At 65.0% G+C, this 16729-nt stretch carries 14 protein-coding genes and 2 pseudogenes; 7 read left to right on the top strand and 9 right to left on the bottom strand.

Features of this window, described 5'->3' with window-relative positions:
* Positions 1 to 45: 45 nt before the first annotated feature.
* The 5 genes from CAPP_RS04025 to CAPP_RS04005 form a co-directional block, all read right to left on the bottom strand.
* The gene (locus tag CAPP_RS04025; protein WP_076599684.1) at positions 46 to 708 is read right to left on the bottom strand and encodes a DUF305 domain-containing protein; all 663 of its coding nucleotides are present in this window, start codon (positions 706 to 708) and stop codon (positions 46 to 48) included.
* A gap of 51 nt (positions 709 to 759) precedes the next feature.
* A complete protein-coding gene (locus CAPP_RS04020) occupies positions 760 to 2979 on the bottom strand; it encodes a copper-translocating P-type ATPase (protein ID WP_076599685.1) in 2220 nt (739 codons plus the stop codon).
* Positions 2980 to 3030: 51 nt separating this feature from the next.
* Positions 3031 to 3357, bottom strand: coding sequence for a heavy-metal-associated domain-containing protein (locus CAPP_RS04015; protein ID WP_076599686.1), 327 nt, complete (start codon positions 3355 to 3357; stop codon positions 3031 to 3033).
* A gap of 111 nt (positions 3358 to 3468) precedes the next feature.
* Entirely contained in the window at positions 3469 to 4596 is a 1128-nt protein-coding gene (locus CAPP_RS04010) for a sensor histidine kinase (RefSeq protein WP_076599687.1), read from the bottom strand.
* Positions 4593 to 5315: a response regulator transcription factor gene (locus tag CAPP_RS04005; RefSeq protein WP_076599688.1), complete on the bottom strand. Its 723-nt coding sequence runs from the start codon at positions 5313 to 5315 to the stop codon at positions 4593 to 4595. The genes CAPP_RS04010 and CAPP_RS04005 overlap by 4 nt, the downstream gene beginning before the upstream one ends.
* Before the next feature lie 403 nt (positions 5316 to 5718).
* On the opposite strand from CAPP_RS04005, the gene CAPP_RS04000 reads away from it, so the two are divergent.
* From CAPP_RS04000 to CAPP_RS03985, 4 genes and pseudogenes are all read left to right on the top strand, one after another.
* The gene (locus CAPP_RS04000; RefSeq protein WP_076599689.1) at positions 5719 to 6294 is read left to right on the top strand and encodes a CueP family metal-binding protein; all 576 of its coding nucleotides are present in this window, start codon (positions 5719 to 5721) and stop codon (positions 6292 to 6294) included.
* A gap of 71 nt (positions 6295 to 6365) precedes the next feature.
* On the top strand, positions 6366 to 7847 hold the full coding sequence (locus CAPP_RS03995; protein ID WP_076599690.1) for a multicopper oxidase family protein: 1482 nt from the start codon (positions 6366 to 6368) through the stop codon (positions 7845 to 7847).
* Positions 7848 to 7997: 150 nt separating this feature from the next.
* Positions 7998 to 8612, top strand: a complete 615-nt coding sequence (locus tag CAPP_RS03990; RefSeq protein WP_076599691.1) for a TlpA family protein disulfide reductase — start codon at positions 7998 to 8000, stop codon at positions 8610 to 8612.
* Positions 8609 to 8909, top strand: a pseudogene (locus CAPP_RS03985) (cytochrome c biogenesis protein CcdA); the annotation flags it as partial. The gene CAPP_RS03990 and the pseudogene CAPP_RS03985, both read left to right, overlap by 4 nt.
* Before the next feature lie 86 nt (positions 8910 to 8995).
* On the opposite strand, the pseudogene CAPP_RS03980 reads toward CAPP_RS03985, so the two are convergent.
* From CAPP_RS03980 to CAPP_RS03970, 3 genes and pseudogenes are all read right to left on the bottom strand, one after another.
* Positions 8996 to 9358 (bottom strand): annotated as a pseudogene (locus CAPP_RS03980) (recombinase family protein); the annotation flags it as partial.
* Between the two features lie 60 nt (positions 9359 to 9418).
* A complete protein-coding gene (ychF, locus tag CAPP_RS03975) occupies positions 9419 to 10507 on the bottom strand; it encodes a redox-regulated ATPase YchF (RefSeq protein WP_076599718.1) in 1089 nt (362 codons plus the stop codon).
* 223 nt (positions 10508 to 10730) lie between these two features.
* Positions 10731 to 12176 (bottom strand): purple acid phosphatase family protein, encoded by a 1446-nt coding sequence (locus CAPP_RS03970; protein ID WP_076599692.1) that lies wholly within the window; start codon positions 12174 to 12176, stop codon positions 10731 to 10733.
* 179 nt (positions 12177 to 12355) lie between these two features.
* Between CAPP_RS03970 and CAPP_RS03965 the strand changes: the two genes are divergently transcribed.
* From CAPP_RS03965 to CAPP_RS03955, 3 genes are read left to right on the top strand one after another with little or no spacing between them, the layout of a single operon-like run.
* Complete coding sequence (locus CAPP_RS03965) at positions 12356 to 13846, top strand: AI-2E family transporter (protein ID WP_234958963.1); 1491 nt, start codon at positions 12356 to 12358, stop codon at positions 13844 to 13846.
* Between the two features lie 21 nt (positions 13847 to 13867).
* Positions 13868 to 15013 (top strand): DNA recombination protein RmuC, encoded by a 1146-nt coding sequence (locus tag CAPP_RS03960; protein WP_084560652.1) that lies wholly within the window; start codon positions 13868 to 13870, stop codon positions 15011 to 15013.
* Positions 15014 to 15071: 58 nt separating this feature from the next.
* On the top strand, positions 15072 to 15731 hold the full coding sequence (locus CAPP_RS03955) for a DUF6542 domain-containing protein (protein ID WP_076599693.1): 660 nt from the start codon (positions 15072 to 15074) through the stop codon (positions 15729 to 15731).
* Between the two features lie 24 nt (positions 15732 to 15755).
* On the opposite strand, the gene CAPP_RS03950 is transcribed toward CAPP_RS03955, so the two are convergent.
* A complete protein-coding gene (locus CAPP_RS03950) occupies positions 15756 to 16715 on the bottom strand; it encodes a 4-hydroxy-3-methylbut-2-enyl diphosphate reductase (RefSeq protein WP_076599694.1) in 960 nt (319 codons plus the stop codon).
* Positions 16716 to 16729 lie beyond the last annotated feature (14 nt).

Raw genomic sequence — 16729 nt, 5'->3', positions numbered from 1 at the left:
GTATGGTCGTGTTTCTCATCTGGGGTGGTCGGGGAATGTCCTTGTTCAGAGCTCGTTGAGCATCTGCTCCATCTCGGCGATCTCGGCCTCCTGGTCTTCAATGACCTGCTCAGCCAGAGCGATGGCCTGCGGGTTCTGGCCATCAGTGACCTCATCGCGGGCCATATCGACCGCGCCCTCGTGGTGGGCGGTCATCTGCTCAAGGTAGAGGCGGGCAGCCTCGGTGCCCTGGGCGTCCTCGAGGGCTGTCATGTCCTCCTCGCTCATCATTCCACTCATCCCGCCATGGTCCATCTCACCCATATCACCGGTGACCGGATCTTCTTCCCAGGTCTCGAGCATGGTATTCATCCGGTCGATCTCCGGGCCCTGGGCATCGATAACACCCTGGGCGAACTCGATGACCTCGGCCGGGATATCGTCCTTGGCCAGGAGGATTTCACTCATCTCCACGGCCTGTTGGTGATGCGGGATCATCATCTGCGCGAACATGATGTCCGCGTCATTGTGCTCGGCGGAGACCTCTCCGTCCGCCCCCGTCTCTGTCTCAGGATCCGTGGTGGCCCCGGTCGTTTCGGTGGTGTCGGGGGCGGACGTAGTGGCGATGGTCGTGGTATCGGTGTTTTCTCCCTCAGTGTTATCTGCGCAGGCGGACAAAACCAGGGTGGAGGTCAAGGCGAGAGCGGCGATGGTGATGGTGCGCTTCATGGGGTTCCCTTTCGGAGGTTGTGTATAGGGGAGTCGATGAAGGATTGAAAGTCAGCGGACGGGGGCTGCAGAGCTCACAGCAGCCTTCTCCTCCTTCCCGTCGGTCGGAGCCAGGTGGGCCGGATCCAAATCAATGCGGCGCAACAGCTGGGCGTTCAGGGCCACCACGATGGTCGAGGCAGACATCAAGATCGCGCCCACGGCCGGGGACAGCACGAACCCGATCGGGGCGAGCACGCCGGCGGCCAGCGGCACGGCGAGGATGTTGTAGCCAGAGGCCCAGATGAGGTTCTGGATCATCTTGCGGTAGCTGGCCTGCGAGAGCTCAATCATCGACAGCACTGCCCGCGGGTCATCACTGGCCAGGACCACTCCGGCGGATTCCATGGCCACATCCGTGCCGGCCCCGATGGCGATACCGACCTCCGCGCGGGTCAGAGCGGGGGCGTCGTTGACACCATCGCCGACCATGGCCACGCTCAGGCCACGCTCCTGTAACTGGGTGACCTTGGTGTCCTTGTCCTGGGGCAGGACCTCGGCGAAGACCTCATCGATCCCCAGGTCCTGGCCAACCGCCTGGGCCACCTGCTGCGCGTCACCGGTGATCATCGCGACCTTCACCCCGCGGTCCTGCAGGGCTTTCACGGCGGCGTGGGATTCGGGGCGGATCTTGTCCTCGACGGCCACCGCACCGATGATCTGACCGTCGCGGACAATATGGAGCACACCGGCCCCACGCCCGGTCCAGGCGCTGGTGGTGTCGGTGAGCTCGGCCGGGGTGGTGAGGTTGAGCTCGCGCAGCATGTTCGGCCCGCCCACGAGGATCTCAGCGCCATCGACAGTGGCCCGGACCCCCCGGCCGGAGGCGGCGCTGAAACCAGTTGCACGGATTTGCCGACGGGAGGCCTCGGGATGGGCGGCCGCGGCCGCCACGATGGCGCGGGCCACGGGGTGCTCGCTGTCGGCCTCGGCGGCGGCGGCCAGGGCCAGCAGCTCGCCCTCGGTGACGCCGCCAGCTGCCGCGACACCGGTGACCGCGTGCGCTCCCTCGGTCAGGGTGCCGGTTTTGTCGAAGAGTATCACGTCGATGGTGCGCATCCGCTCGAGCGCCATCCGGTCCTTGATGAGCACCCCGGATTTCGCGGCCCGCTCGGTGGAGATCGCAATGACCAGCGGAATCGCCAGGCCCAGGGCATGCGGGCAGGCGATGACCAGTACCGTGACCGTGCGCGCCACGGCATCGTCCGGGCTGCCGATGATGGTCCACACCACCGCGGTGATCAGAGCGGAGATCAGCGCGAACCAGAACAACAACGCCGCCGCCCGATCCGCCAGGGCCTGGGCCCGTGAGGAGGACTCCTGGGCGTCGGCAACCAAGCGTTGGATCCCGGCCAGGGCGGTGTCCCCGCCGGTAGCCTCCACCCGGATGCGGACGGTGTTGTCGGTGGCCACAGTACCGGCGACCACCTTGTCACCGGTGTCGCGGAAGACGGGTCGGGATTCGCCGGTGATCATCGCCTCATCGAATTCGGCGGCTCCGTCGAGGATGGTTCCGTCGGCCGGCACCCGGGCACCGGCCCTCACCAGCACGACGTCGTCGACGGCCAGCTCGGAGATGGACACGGTGCGGGTGGTCCCGTCGATGACTTTCTCGGCCTCATCCGGCAGCAGGGCAGCCAGCGCGTCAAGCGCGGAGGACGCGGCCCCGAGAGCACGCATCTCCAGCCAGTGGCCCAGCAGCATGATGGTCACCAGCAGGGCCAGCTCCCACCAGAAGTCCAGGTCAAGATCGCCCAGCCCCAGAGTGGTGACCCAGGAGGCGACAAACGCCACGGTGATGGCCATGGCGATCAGGAGCATCATTCCGGGTTGGCGGGATTTCAGTTCGTTCCATCCGCCCTTGAGGAAAGGCGTTCCGCCGTAGACGAAGATGATCGTGCCCAGCACCGGGGGGATCCAGGTGGATCCGGGGAATGCCGGGAGGTGGTAGCCGAGCAGCTGGGCGACCATGGGGCTGAAAATAACGACGGGAATGGACAGAATCAGCGACCACCAGAAGCGGTCCCGAAACATTGCGGTGCTGTGTCCGGCGTGTTCGCCGTGACCATGAACGTGGTGGTCTTCGTCCATGGCGGAGTGCGGGTGATCGTGGGGCATCGCCTGGCCGTGGGTGTCGGCATCTGCGTGGTGTTCGTGGCTGGCATGATCCGGGTGGTGGGTGTGGTCTGTTTCCGGAGTGGGGTGATCATCGGAATGGTGGGGAGTGCTCATGAGGTTCCTTCCGCTCAACCCGGTCGGGGTCGAGATGATGGGTAAAACTGATCAGGATAAGACGGTGTAGCCGGCCTCCTCGATGGCCCGGCGAACCATCTCCGGAGGTACGACACCGGTGACCGTGACGGTGGAAACACCACCAGCAGCGAGATCAATCTGGACATCGTCGACCTGGGGGAGGGCATGAAGGGCCTGGGTCACGCTTTCCGCGCAGTGCCCGCAGGTCAGACCAGTGACCTGGTAGCTCGGGGAGGATCCTCCTGCTGACGAGTCGCTGGCGGCAGGGATGGAGGCGGTGTCGGCACGTGAGGCAGGTCCGCAACAGCTGCAGCCGTGAGAGGCCATCGGCAAGAGGTGGGGCGGGGAGGTGATCATGGGAAAGCTCCTATGGGTCGGTGGGATGCGGTAACGCTCGCTAGCATATACCCCCCCGGGGTACATTTTCAAGGGGTGGAGGGCACGGCCCTCACGCGGGGCAGGGTGTGGTCACCGAGCAGCCTCCTCACTGTCGGGAGGGGACAGCGGGAGGCGGAGGGCAAACACCGCTCCGCGACCGGGTCCGGGGGAGGTGGCGGTGAGAGTGCCGCCGTGGGCCTCGACCAATGCCTTGGAGATGGTCAGACCGATACCGGCCCCGCCGTTGTCCCGGCTGCGGGCGGCATCCCCCCGGTAGAAGCGTTCGAAGATGTGTCCGAGCTGGCTAGGTGGGATGCCCTCGCCGTCATCGGCGACGTGGATGAGCGCGGTGGACGCCCCCTGTCGGTGGACGCTGATCCGGACCTGCCCGCCGGCCGGGGTGTGCCGTAGCGCGTTCGACAGGAGATTGCTCATCACCTGGCCGAAGCGTTGCCGGTCCACGAGCACCCGGGCGGTGTCCGTAATGGTCTCGACCTGTAAATCGACGCCTTTGTCAGCATAAGCTTCCCCCGCGGCAGCAGCGGCGGTATGGAGCAGATCCCCGAGCCCTTCCTCCGCCAGGTCCAAATCGATCCGGTGTTCCTGGGCCCGGGAGACATCGTCGATGTCTTCCATCAACCGGGTCAGGCGGGTGAGTTGGTCAGCCATGATCGTGTGGGTGGCATTATTCCAGTCCACGGCCCCGTCCTGGAGACCATCGAGGTAGACCGTGAGCACCGATAAGGGGGTGCCCATTTCGTGGGCCAGATCAGAGAGCATCTGGCGGCGGACCTGTTCGGTGTGTTCCAGCCGGTCGGCCATGGTGTTGAAGGCATGCGCCAGGGTGGTGACTTCGGGGCCTGCTTCTCCGGCGGGCACGCGGATACGATAGTCGCCGGCCGTCAGGCTGGTAGCGGCGCGGGTGAGATCCTGCAGGGGGGTGCGAAGGCGATGCGATAACCACAGGCTGGCCAGCAGGGCGCTGATCAAGGCGGTGGGCAGGGCGACGGCCAGGGTGATCAGGTTGGCGTCCCGGTAGGCCTGCTCGGCATGGAACAGCTCCAGCGAGGGGTACTCTCGGCCGGTCATCAACATATGATCCTGGAACAGGGTCGGGCCCACCATCGTGGCCACGGCCGCGGCCACCAGCAGGCTAATCACCACGACCAACACCTGGGCGGCCAGGAAGCGGAAGGTCAGGCCGGGTCCGTGATTCATGGCTGCCCCACCCGGTAGCCCACGCCACGCACGGTGTCGATCAACCCCCGGCCCCGGGTGTCGGTACCGAGCTTGCGACGCAAGTTGCCGATGTGGACATCGACGATGCGTTCATCACCGACCCAGGTGGTGTCCCAGACCTCGGCGACCAGGTCGTGGCGGGTCAGCACCTGGCCGGGGCGCAGGGCCAGGGCAACCAGCAGCTCGAACTCCGTGCGGGTGAGCTCCGCGGTCGTCTCCCCCACCCGCACCTGATGGGCGACGGGGTCAAGGATGAGGTCACCAACGATCAAGGGGGTGGTCACCTGCGGTGGGGTGGTGCTGGTGCGCGGGCGGCGCAGCACCGCATGCACCCGGGTCACCAGTTCCCGGATGCTAAAAGGTTTGGTGATGTAGTCATCCGCCCCCAGGGTCAAACCGCTGATCTTGTCGTCCTCGCTGCCACGCGCGGTGAGCATGAGGATGTAGCAGTCCGAGAAGGTGCGGATCCGTCGGCACACCTCCAGGCCGTCGAGTTCGGGCAGCCCCAGATCCAGCACCACAACATCGGGGGAAAAGTGACGGGCCTCGTCCACGGCCTGGGTGCCGGTGTGCGCCTGGCGGGTATCGAAGCCGGCCCGGATGAGGTAGGAGGCCACCATCTGAGCCAGGGGTTGTTCATCATCGACGACCAGCACCCGCTCCGGGGGCGTGGCGGTGGTCGGTGTGCGGTCAGCCATAGACCCCAGTATCGCTCCGGCCGGGGGGAATACCAGCCTCACTCAGTGCCTGGCGGGGAAATCTTCATCAAATCTTCAAACATCACCCTTCGACCGCCATCACCCCTGTGCCCCACCCCGGGCCGGCGGCATCGCCTCCCCTGGTCGGTTCAGCAGGCGCCACCAGGGATTTCACTGCCTGCACCGCATACCCGGGGTGGGTGGAAGGACATCGCCCACGGCTGTGGGGTGGTGTCCGGGTGGTGACCCAGCCCACCGAATTCACCCCCTTTTCGCCCTGTTATAAGGCTGTGAGCAGGGTTTTTGATTTCTGGGCCGTCAGGCACCCGTGCTAGATAAAGGTATGGCATCGACCTTGAGGCGGTGTCTTCTCACGGTCTTACTACGATCCAAGGAGATTGACGTGAAACGAGCAGCGATCGCAGCCGCCGCCCTTGCCCTCGCCCTCACGGGGTGTTCGGCCGCCGACCCGGAACCCACCGCCGATGGGACGGTGTCCCAGGATACATTCCTGACTACCCATGGCCTGGCCGCCATGGACGCGGTGGAGATCATTGATCACCTCGACCGGCAGAAGGTCACTGAGCGTCCCACGGATCTGATCGCCTCAGTGCGTAACGATGAACTGCTGCTCTCGAGCGATGACCAGGAAGTCGTGGTTGATCTTCCCGACAATCAGACGTATGTCTCGATCGCACCCTATCTCACCTCCACCCACGAGTGCTTCTACCACAGCCTCACGACCTGCCTGGGGGAACTCAACAATGAGGATATCCAGGTCACGATCACCGATGAGGCGACCGGTGAGGTGCTGGTGGACGAGGCGACAACCACCTTCGACAACGGGTTTATTGGCTTCTGGCTGCCCGATGATGTCACCGGCCTGATTGAGGTCAGCTACCAGGGGCGTACCGGCACCACGGAGTTTTCCACCACCGACGACGGTGCCACCTGTGTCACAGACCTGCGCCTGACGTGATGGCTCAGCAGGGTCCTCACCTGCGACTGTCTCCCGTGTCTCTGAAATCTTGCACCAAGGAAGGTTAAATCATGACGAACGCGTTTTCCCGACGACAGTTTCTGCTCGGCGGGCTCGTCCTCGCCGGCACCGGGGCCTTGGCCGCCTGCACCAGCGACCCTGGACCCGCTGCCTCGGCACCAGGTCCCTCTCTTCGCCCCACTCCCACCCCCACTGCGCTCGGTGAGCCGACGGTGCGCCGGACGCTGACCGCGCGGCCCCTCTCCCTGGATATCGGCGGCATCGAAGCCAAGACGTGGGGATACGTCTCTGACACCGGGGATGCGGCCATTGAGGCCACCGCCGGCGACGTCCTCCAGGTCGATATCACCAATGAACTGCCTGAGGCCACCTCCATCCACTGGCATGGCATCGCACTCCACAACGCAGCCGACGGTGTGCCCGGCATGACCCAGGACCCCATTGAACCTGGCGAGTCTTTCTCCTATGTTTTTGAAGTCCCCCACGGTGGCACCTACTTCTACCATTCCCACACCGGCCTGCAGCTTGATCGCGGCCTCCGCGCCCCACTGATCATCCGTGACCCGCAAGACGCTGAGGACCAGGACGTCGAGTGGACCATCGTGCTCGACGACTGGGTCGATGGCATTCAGGGCACTCCCGACGATGAGCTCGACAAGCTCACCGGAATGGGTTCGGGCGACCATAACGGGAGGATGGGAATGGGAGGTCACGGCCAGATGATGCACGGCACCCCGGACCGGGTACTGGGCGGGGATGCCGGCGATGTGATGTATCCGCACTACCTTATCAACGGACGTATCCCCCGTGCTCACCGGACCTTCGAGGCTCGCCCGGGCGACAAGGCCCGCCTGCGGTTTATCAACTCCGGCGGTGACACCATCTTCAAGGTGGCCCTCGGTGGTCACCGCATGACCGTCACCCACACCGACGGCTTCCCTGTCCAGCCCTGGGAGACCGAATCGATCTACCTGTCGATGGGCGAGCGTGTCGACGTCGAGGTCATCCTCGGCGACGGCATCTTCCCGCTCACGGCTTTGGCGGTGGGTAAGGACGACCGCGCCTTCGCCGTCATCCGCACCGCCGGCGGCCAGGCCCCCCGCCCCGATGTCGACTTCCCCGAGTTGTCATCCACCGGACTGCTTCTGTCCTCCCTAAAGCCAGCAGACCGTGCACTCCTGCCCGAGGGCACACCAGACCGAGAAGTCAGCATCGACCTGGGCGGGCAGATGATGCCGTATGAATGGAGCATTCTCACCGACGGCCAATCCTCCTCCGCGACCGTGCAGGCGGGCCAGCGCCTGCGGATGGTCATGCGCAACAGGACCATGATGCCCCATCCCATGCACATCCACGGCCACACATGGGCGCTGCCCGGCAGCGGCGGGCTACGCAAGGACACCGTCCTTCTCCGCCACGGTGAAACCATGATCGCCGACCTGATCGCTGACAACCCCGGTGAGTGGGCATTTCACTGCCATAACGCCTATCACATGGAAACCGGGATGCTCAGCTCGCTTCGCTACGAGTAACCCCGACAGCAGGGTTGAGTGCCGAGGTGGACAGAGTCGCTGCAGACCACCCACCGGGCAGCACGATGACCTTCCTCGGTGTTGTGGTCTTCCGGGACAACCAGAACACCGTCTTCTTCCCCACCGCCCCGGAATATGGAGATCTAATCCATGCCGAGCACACCCCGCAGAGCCGCCATCGCGGTTGCCGCGGTGCTCACCGCCGTGACCCTGACGGCCTGTTCCTCAGGCGACGGTGCCCGAAACGCCGTCGCCGTCGGGGGCACCTTCCAGTTCCACTCACCAGGAGGCCAAACCGAGATTATCTACGCAAAGGAGGAACGTGCCCCGCTGCCGGACTTCTCCGGCCCGTCACTGATGGAGGAGGGTGAGGAGATCAGCCTGTCTGATTTTGAAGGCGAGGTCGTCGTCCTCAACGCTTGGGGCCAGTGGTGTGCACCGTGTCGCGCGGAAGTCGATGACCTGCAGCTTGTCCTGGAGACTCTCGACCCCCTCGGTGGCACGGTGCTGGGCATCAACGTCCGTGACTACAACCAGACCATCGCCCAGGACTTCGGACTCGACAACGCGGTGACCTATCCCTCGATTTACGATCCGCCGTTTCGTATCGCTGCGGCCCTGGGTGGTGTGCCGACCTCGGTCAGCCCGACCACCATTGTCCTGGACCGAAGCCACCGCCCGGCCGCGGTGTTCCTGAGGGAGGTCACCGCCGATGACATCTTTGATGTCGCCCTACCGCTGGCCGAGGAGGCACCAGCATCATGACCGTTGATGTGATGGCGCAGTTGGCGATCGGCCAGCAGTTCGCCGATGCCGCGGCCACCGGGCCACTGATGATCGGCACCCTGGCTGCAGCAGCTGCAGGTCTGATATCGTTCACCCCCCGTGCGTCGTACCCCTGGTACCCGGCTATATGTCGTATCTGGCCAGTGTGGTCGGCGAGGAGGTCGACTACGACGCCGAGGGGGCACGGTGGCCACCAAACGCCAGTGGGCGGTAGCGGGTGCGGCCGGGTTGTTCATTCTCGGTTTCACCATCGTCTTTGTGCTGGCCACCGTCACCGGGGGTGTCCCCCGAGTAGTTGAACACCAGCGCCCTTGCTCAGCACGCTGCTGTTGCGCGCGTGACAGCCTCGCCCCTTTACGCTCGACTTCACCGCGTGCCACGGCCGCCTTGATGCGCGCGAACATCCGGCCTCCGTCAGTACTGAGGTCCGCATCACCATTCGCGGTAACAAGCTTCAACCCGTGCTCTTCCGCTTTCTCGATCCACTCTTCGAGCTGCGAGGGCTGCCGTGTTAGACGATCCAAGTCCCAGGAGATAATCGCGCCTAGCTCGCCTCGCCCATAGCTAGCGACCATCGCGTCGTAGTCAGGACGTTCCACGTCTTTCTTAGAGGGCGAGATCGACTGATCCACATAAGGGGTACACGACCATCCAGCCACGCTGCTTTGCAATGGCTTCACAGTCTTCGCGCTGACGCTCGATGGCAAGACCGTCCATTGCAGCATCGAGCTAGATGCGAAGGTAAAAGGCAGCCCGTGTTGTCATGCGACTAACACTAGCGCGCCTTAGGTTACATTGAAACGAAACTCCACGACGTCGCCGTCAGCCATCACGTAGTCCTTGCCCTCTTGGCGGACCTTGCCGGCGGCGCGGGCTTCGGCCATGGAGCCGAGCTCGTCGAGGTCGTCGAAGGCGACGATTTCGGCCTTGATGAAGCCCTTTTCGAAATCGGTGTGGATGACACCGGCGGCCTTCGGGGCGGTGTCGCCCTTGTGGATGGTCCAGGCGCGGGACTCCTTGGGGCCGGCGGTGAGGTAGGTCTGGAGGCCGAGGGTTTCGAAGCCGGCGCGGGCGAGCGTCGATAAGCCGGGCTCGTCTTGGCCCACGGCGGCGAGGAGCTCTGCGGCGTCCTCATCGTCGAGCTCGAGGAGCTCGGTCTCCGTCTGGGCGTCGAGGAAGACGGCCTCGGCGGGAGCGACGAGATCGCGTAGTTCCTGTTTCTTCGCGTCGTCGGTGAGCACGCCTTCGTCGGAGTTGAAGACGTAGAGGAACGGCTTCGCGGTCATCAGGTGCAGGTCGCGGATGAGGGCGAGGTCGATCTCGCCGTCCTTGGAGGCGGCGAACAGCGTCGTGTCGTTCTCGAGGATGGCCTGCGCCTTCTTGGCCTCCTCGGCCTGGGCGGCGAGGTCCTTGTCCTTGCGGCCGTCCTTCTCCAGGCGGGGCAGGGCCTTCTCGATGGTCTGGAGGTCGGCGAGGATGAGCTCTGTGTTGATCACCGAGATGTCGCTGGCCGGGTCGACCTGGCCGTCGACGTGGATGACGTTGTCGTCGGAGAATGCGCGCACGACCTGGCAGATGGCGTCCGCCTCACGGATATTCGCGAGGAAGGCGTTGCCCATGCCCTCGCCCTCCGAGGCGCCCTTGACAATGCCGGCAATGTCCACGAAGGACACCGTGGCCGGAAGGATCTCCTCGGAGCCGAAGATCTCGGCGAGGCGGTCGAGGCGCTTATCCGGCAGCGGCACCAGGCCGACGTTCGGCTCGATGGTGGCGAACGGGTAGTTCGCGGCCAGGACCTCGTTGCGGGTCAGTGCGTTGAACAGGGTGGACTTGCCAACATTGGGCAGACCGACGATTCCAAGAGTAAGGCTCACGGTGGCCAATGATAACGCACGCCCCAGCCACCCCGGGCGACGGGCGTGGACGGGGCGTGCGGACAGATCTAACGGCTGAAGCTAGCGGTTAAAGCTGGATGCCGAACTGCGCGGCGAACTGGCGCGCCTGCGGGATCTGTGCTGCGAAATCACGCAGCTGCGGCGCTGCAAGCACTGCCCCGCCAATCAGGCCGAGCAGGACCGCGATGCCGATGCCAGTGGCCTAGGAGGCATAGATCTCGCCGGGGGCACCGTCGGAGGAGCCGCTGGATCCTTCTTCGCCCGCGCCGCCCGGGGTGACGACACCGGGGTTGCGGGTTCCCGGCGCGGGGCGGTCGGTGGAGGACTTGTCGAGGGTGAATTCGTCGACAAGCGAATTGTCTACGACGTTGAACGTGCGCATGGTCAGCGTGTTCTTGTCCACGTCGACGACGGCGTAGTCCGGCGTTTTGTCCTGCGTCCAGATGGCAATTTCCTTGGCCTGCAGGCCCGTGTCACGCGTCTGGGTGTAGCTGGTGTACTGCGGGTGCTCCTCGCCGTCAGGGCTGTGGAAGTTGTAGTATTTTCCGCCGCCGGCTGTGGTGGTGGTGACGTACATGACCTCGCCTGCCTTGGGCTTGAGCACATCGCCAGACGCGGGGTATGCGTCCGGTGCGGTCGGGGTGAGGCCGTTCATAAGGTGGGTGCGGTTGTACATGTGGTCGTGGCCGGACATGACCATGTCCACGCCCGCCTCGGAGAAGACCGGCGCAAGTCCCTCGCGCAGACGCTTCACGTCCGAGTCCTTCATCGCGTGGGAACTCTGCGCATACGGCGCGTGGTGCATGACCGCGATGATCCAGTCTTTGTCCGTGCCGTGCTCAGTCACGGTTTTGCGAACGAAGTCGGCGTGGCGCTGGATATCGCGGCTGAAACTCTCGTTCGAGTCGAGCACGACGAACAGCGCGTTGTTGCGCTCGAAGAAGTAGTTCGCGCTGCTGCCCTGCTGGTTCGGGAAGTTGCTGCGCTCATCGAAGTAGCCGGGCAGTGCGTAGGTTTCGTGGTTGCCCTTGGACATCGCGACCGGGTAGTTGCGCAACTCGTCGGGCGAGAAGAACGCTTCCCACTGGATGGTCGGAGAACCCCAGCCTTCGGTCTGGTCGCCGGCGTGCAGGATGAATTCGGAATCCGGGTAGTTGCTGGTCGCCTGCTTGACGGCGGCGCGCCACGCGTCGGCCTGCTCGCGGACCTTGAGGTCGACGCCGATCTGGGCATCGGCGAAATTCAGGAAGGACCAGCTGTCGCCCTCCGGCTGCACGCGGAAGGTCTCGGGTTCGCTCCAGCCGCCCAGGTCCGAGCCGAGCTGGTAGGTGTATTCCAGTCCCGGCTGCAGACCTGAGATGCTGGCGTGCATCGAGCGTCCCACGACGCCGTAGCGGGCTTCCTCGGCCAGGACGGTCTGCGCGGCGTCCGGCTGGCGCGACGGGTAGTACTTCACGGATTCCGCGCCACGGTAGTTCGTGCGCCACGAGAAGTTCATGTCCGTGGAGGTAGCGCCGACGCCGATGTGGCTCACGGACACCGGGTTCGATCCGCTAGACGACTGCGCCGCGGCATCGGGGACGGAGGCGAACGGGAGGGTCAGGGTGAGCGTCAGCGCGACGGCTGCAGCAGTGGTCTTCAGGCGCATGTCAAACCTCGTAAGAACAGTGGTCAAAAGCGGTACGGGAAACGCGTGAGACAGGGAATAGACAGCTTCCCCTGCGTCTGCGCACAAGAATGTAGCACGGGTCACTTTGGAGCGCTCGTCGAAAAGCAATGCGCCAACCCGTAGCTCCCACCTCGAAGCCTTAGGGCACAATAGGGCGCGTGAGTTCTGCAGAGTTGGGCCCCGCCGCGGGCGAGGACGCCGTGACCGACGACGCGCAGGCGCTGGCCGAAAAGGTGCAAGCGACTGACGCCCGGACCAACGGCTCCGGCGACGTGCACGAATACGCCAACCGCGTCGACCGGTCCGTGATCGTGAACGCCTGGACGAAATCCGCCGCGCAATTCTCGCTGCGGATGCTCATCATCGTGGTTCTGCTCGGCGCGGCCTTCTACCTCGTCGGCAAATTCTGGGCGGGCGTGCTGCCGGTCATCCTGGCGCTGATCGTGTGCACCGTGCTCTCCCCCATCACGAACGGGCTGCGGCGCCTCAAGGTGCCCGGCGGGCTCGCGGCGTTGTTCTCGCTGCTCGTTTTCTTCGCGGTACTCGTCTTCTTCGTGGCCATCATCCTGCCGGATATCCTGCGCAATTCCCGCGTTCTCGTGATTCAAGCTGGCCAAGGCATCCAGGGCCTCCAACTGTGGCTGCAAAACCAAGAGAGCCTGCCGTTCGACATCGATGCGGAGCAGGTCGACAGCATCGTCCAGGATGTGGCCACGTGGATGCAGGACCGCGCGGGCGCGATCGCCGGCGGCATCTTCAGCGGCATCAGCACCGCGACGTCGATGTCGATCACGCTCGTCGTCGTGGTGGTCCTGACCTTCTTCTTCCTCAAAGACGGACCCAAATTCCTGCCGTGGGTGCGCAGCGCTACCGGCGGCCGCGCGGGTCTGCACGCAACGGAACTGCTCACGCGCGCGTGGGACACGCTCGGCGGGTATATCCGCGCGCAAGCTGTCGTGTCGCTTATCGACGCACTCTTCATCGGCATCGGCATCTGGATCGTCGGCGTGCCGATGGCGTTCACCCTGGCGGTGATCACGTTCATGGCCGGGTTCATTCCTCTCGTCGGCGCGATCGTCGCCGGAGCCCTGGCCGTCCTGATCACCCTGGTCTCCCTCGGCTTCACCAAGGCTCTGATCGTGCTCGCCATCGTCTTGGCGGTGCAGCAGCTGGAAGGCAATGTGCTCTCCCCGCTGCTGCAATCCCGCGCGATGAAGCTTCACCCGGTGATTGTCTTGGTCTCCGTCACCGTCGGCGGCGGTCTCTTCGGCCTCGTCGGCGCCTTCCTCGCCGTTCCGGTCGCGGCGACCGTGGCCGTCGTATTCCGCTATATCCAGGACATGCTGCGCCTGCACGCAGGCGAAGTCAGCGCCGCCGATCTCAGCTTCGCCACCGATGTCGGGCGGGCGCTCGCCGAAGCTGAGGAGCGCGAGAGCGATGCCGAACGCACCGAGCTTCTATCCGAGCATGTCTGGACGCCGCCCACCCTCGACGGCGACGACGAGGACCGCGGTGAACCCGCACCCCGCAGCCGGCCCGGATACACGCTGGTCAAGCAGGTTCGGGGCATCAACCTGCGGACACCCAAAGACTGGCGGATCGAAAATGTGTTCGGTTCCCGCAAGCGCGGCGGGGACGACGTGTCCTAGCCGTGTGCAATTGTGTGGTGCATGAGCACCACCACTGCCGTCGTCCTGATCCTGATCGTCGCGGCCCTCGCGTTCGCTGCCGGTGCGTTTGTCGGTGCAGCGTTCTACGCGGTGCGTTCAGAGCGGTCTGAACGCACCGATCAAACTGCGCCCCGCGCACCCGAACTGGAGCCCTCCCCCGAGACGCGGGCGCTGGAGGCACAGCGCCAGCGCGAATTCGACCGGCTGGGCCACACAATGGAACAGCTCTCGGAACAGCTCCGCGAGATGGACGAGGACCGCGCCGTGGCGTATTCAGCCCTGGCGGGGCAAGTGCAGGCGGTGACTCGGGCGTCGTCGCGCTTGGGCGATAGGACTGACCAACTCGTCGCCGCCCTGCGCTCCCCCAACACGCGCGGACGGTGGGGCGAAATGCAGCTCGAGCGCGTCGTAGAGCTCGGCGGCATGACCCGGTACTGCGATTTCGACGCCCAGGCCTCCGCCTGGGTCGACGGGCAGATGGTGCGCCCCGACATGGTGATCCGGCTCAGCCGCGGCCGCAATATCGTCGTCGACGCCAAGGTGCCGTTCAGTGCCTACCTAGACGCGCTGGGCACGGAGGATCCGGAGGAGAAGCAGGGCTACCTGCGGCGGCACAGCCACCTGGTGCGCAGCCATGTGAACACGTTGGCGTCAAAAAGCTATGTCGAGGCGTTCTCCCCCACCCCGGAATTCGTGGTTCTGTTCATGCCGGCTGACCCGTTCCTCGACGCCGCGCTCGAGCAGGACCCTGAGCTGCTCGATTTCGCGTTCGGCCGCGGCGTCGTGCTGGCCACGCCGACGACGCTGTTCGCGCTGCTGCGTACCGTCGGTCTCGGCTGGCAGCACGAGACCGTCGCGGAAAAGGCCCACGAGGTTCAGCGGCTCGGGGCGCAGCTCCACACGCGCCTCGGCACCATGGCGGAGCACTACAACCGGCTCGGCAACTCGCTGGACAAAGCCGTCGAGGCTTTCAACGCCACCCTCGGCTCCATGGACTCGCGCGTCATGGTCACCGCGCGGCGACTCAAAGACCTCGACGTTCCCGGCCATTCCGCCACCGCCCCCACCACCTTGAACCCGGTCTCCTCGCGCACACGCTCCGCGGTCCCGCGCGCGGACACCGGCGCCACCGACGAAGAAAAATAGGGGTAGCCCCGCCGAGTGAACACGGGACCAGCAACCCCGGCGGGTAACATGTCTCAGCGTGTCTCATGCTTCACCCCGCTCGTCGTACACGTCTGCATCGACGCTGACCGGCTTCTCCACGGGTTCCGGCATCGGCATCATCGTCGCCGCGCTCGTGACCGGCGGGCTGATCGCCCTCTACAACGAAGCAATTGGCCTGCCGTTTCTCGTGCTGTTCACGGTCGCCTCCATTGTGGTCGCCACATTCGTGAACCCCCGCGGCCTCTTCCTCACCGTCGCGTCGATCCCGCTGCTGTACACGTTCTTCATGCTGCTCACCGGCGTACTGATCGCGTACTTCCAGCTTCCCGAAGGGCAGACATCGCTGGGCAGGACCTCCGCGGTGCTCATCCTTTACCCACTCACGCAGTACTTCCCTGTGCTGCTCTTCGTCACACTTGGTTCGTTGCTCATCGCGCTACTGCGCCTGCGCCTGTTGAAGAAGCAGAACGACGACATCCGCGCCCGCGAGGAACGCCAGCGTCGCAGCATCTCCGCAACCAATAGGCGCACCCGCCGCGAAGCATCACTCTCGCGTCAGCGCAGCTCGGGCACAGACACGAGAGTCACGGTCGAGGAGCTCCTTGCCCGCCGCGCCGAGCGCCAAAAGGAGAAAACGGACAGCGGGAGCAGCCGAGGGTTGAGCCGCAGGCTTAGCGACGACCTGTACGACTCCTAACCCGCCGCCGTAAAGCCGGCGCTGCTATGCCTTCGTCCGCGGTGCGCGCAGGTCGCGCGGCAGGGCGAACGTGATGGTCTCCGTGGTCGTGGTGACCTGCTCGACATCGGTGAAGCCGCGCTCGTCCAGGTACTCGACGACCTCGCGCACGAGGATCTCCGGCACCGATGCGCCGGAGGTGACACCGACGGTCTCGACGTCCTCGAGCCAGGCTTCATCAATCTGGTTCGCGTAATCGACCAAGTAGGCAGCGTCCGCGCCGTTCTGGAGGGCGACCTCCACCAGTCGCTTCGAGTTCGAGGAGTTCTGCGAGCCCACGACGATCATCAGCTCCACGCGTTCCGCGATCGCCTTGACCGCGACCTGGCGGTTCTGGGTGGCGTAGCAGATGTCGTCGCTCGGCGGATTCTCCAGATTCGGGTACTTCTCGCGCAGGCGGGTGACGATCTCCATGGTCTCGTCCACCGACAGCGTGGTCTGCGACAGCCACACCAGCTTCTGGTCCTCCGGGAAGTCCGGGGCGGCCTCGACGCCCTCGACACCGTCGACGAGGTGCACGACATCCGGCGCCTCGCCGGCGGTGCCCTCGACCTCCTCGTGGCCCTCGTGGCCGACGAGCAGGATGTGGTAGCCGTCGCGGGCGAAGCGCTTGACCTCGTTGTGCACCTTGGTCACCAGCGGGCACGACGCGTCGAGTGCCATGAGGTTGCGCTGCTGCGCGGATTCGCGCACCGCCGGGGACACGCCGTGCGCAGAGAACACCACGTGGGCGCCTTCCGGAACCTCGTCGGTCTCCTCGACGAAGATCACGCCGCGCTGCGACAGCGTCTCCACCACGTACTTGTTGTGCACGATCTCTTTGCGGACGTAAATGGGGGCGCCGTATTTCTCCAGCGCCTTCTCCACGGTCTCGACTGCGCGGTCCACGCCGGCACAGTATCCGCGAGGGGCTGCAAGAAGGACGTTTTTTCCGGTTGTCGACATGGAACCAAGGGTAA

The organism is Corynebacterium appendicis CIP 107643, from assembly GCF_030408415.1.
Classification (GTDB): domain Bacteria; phylum Actinomycetota; class Actinomycetes; order Mycobacteriales; family Mycobacteriaceae; genus Corynebacterium; species Corynebacterium appendicis.
This window is presented reverse-complemented; position numbering and strand designations above follow the sequence as displayed.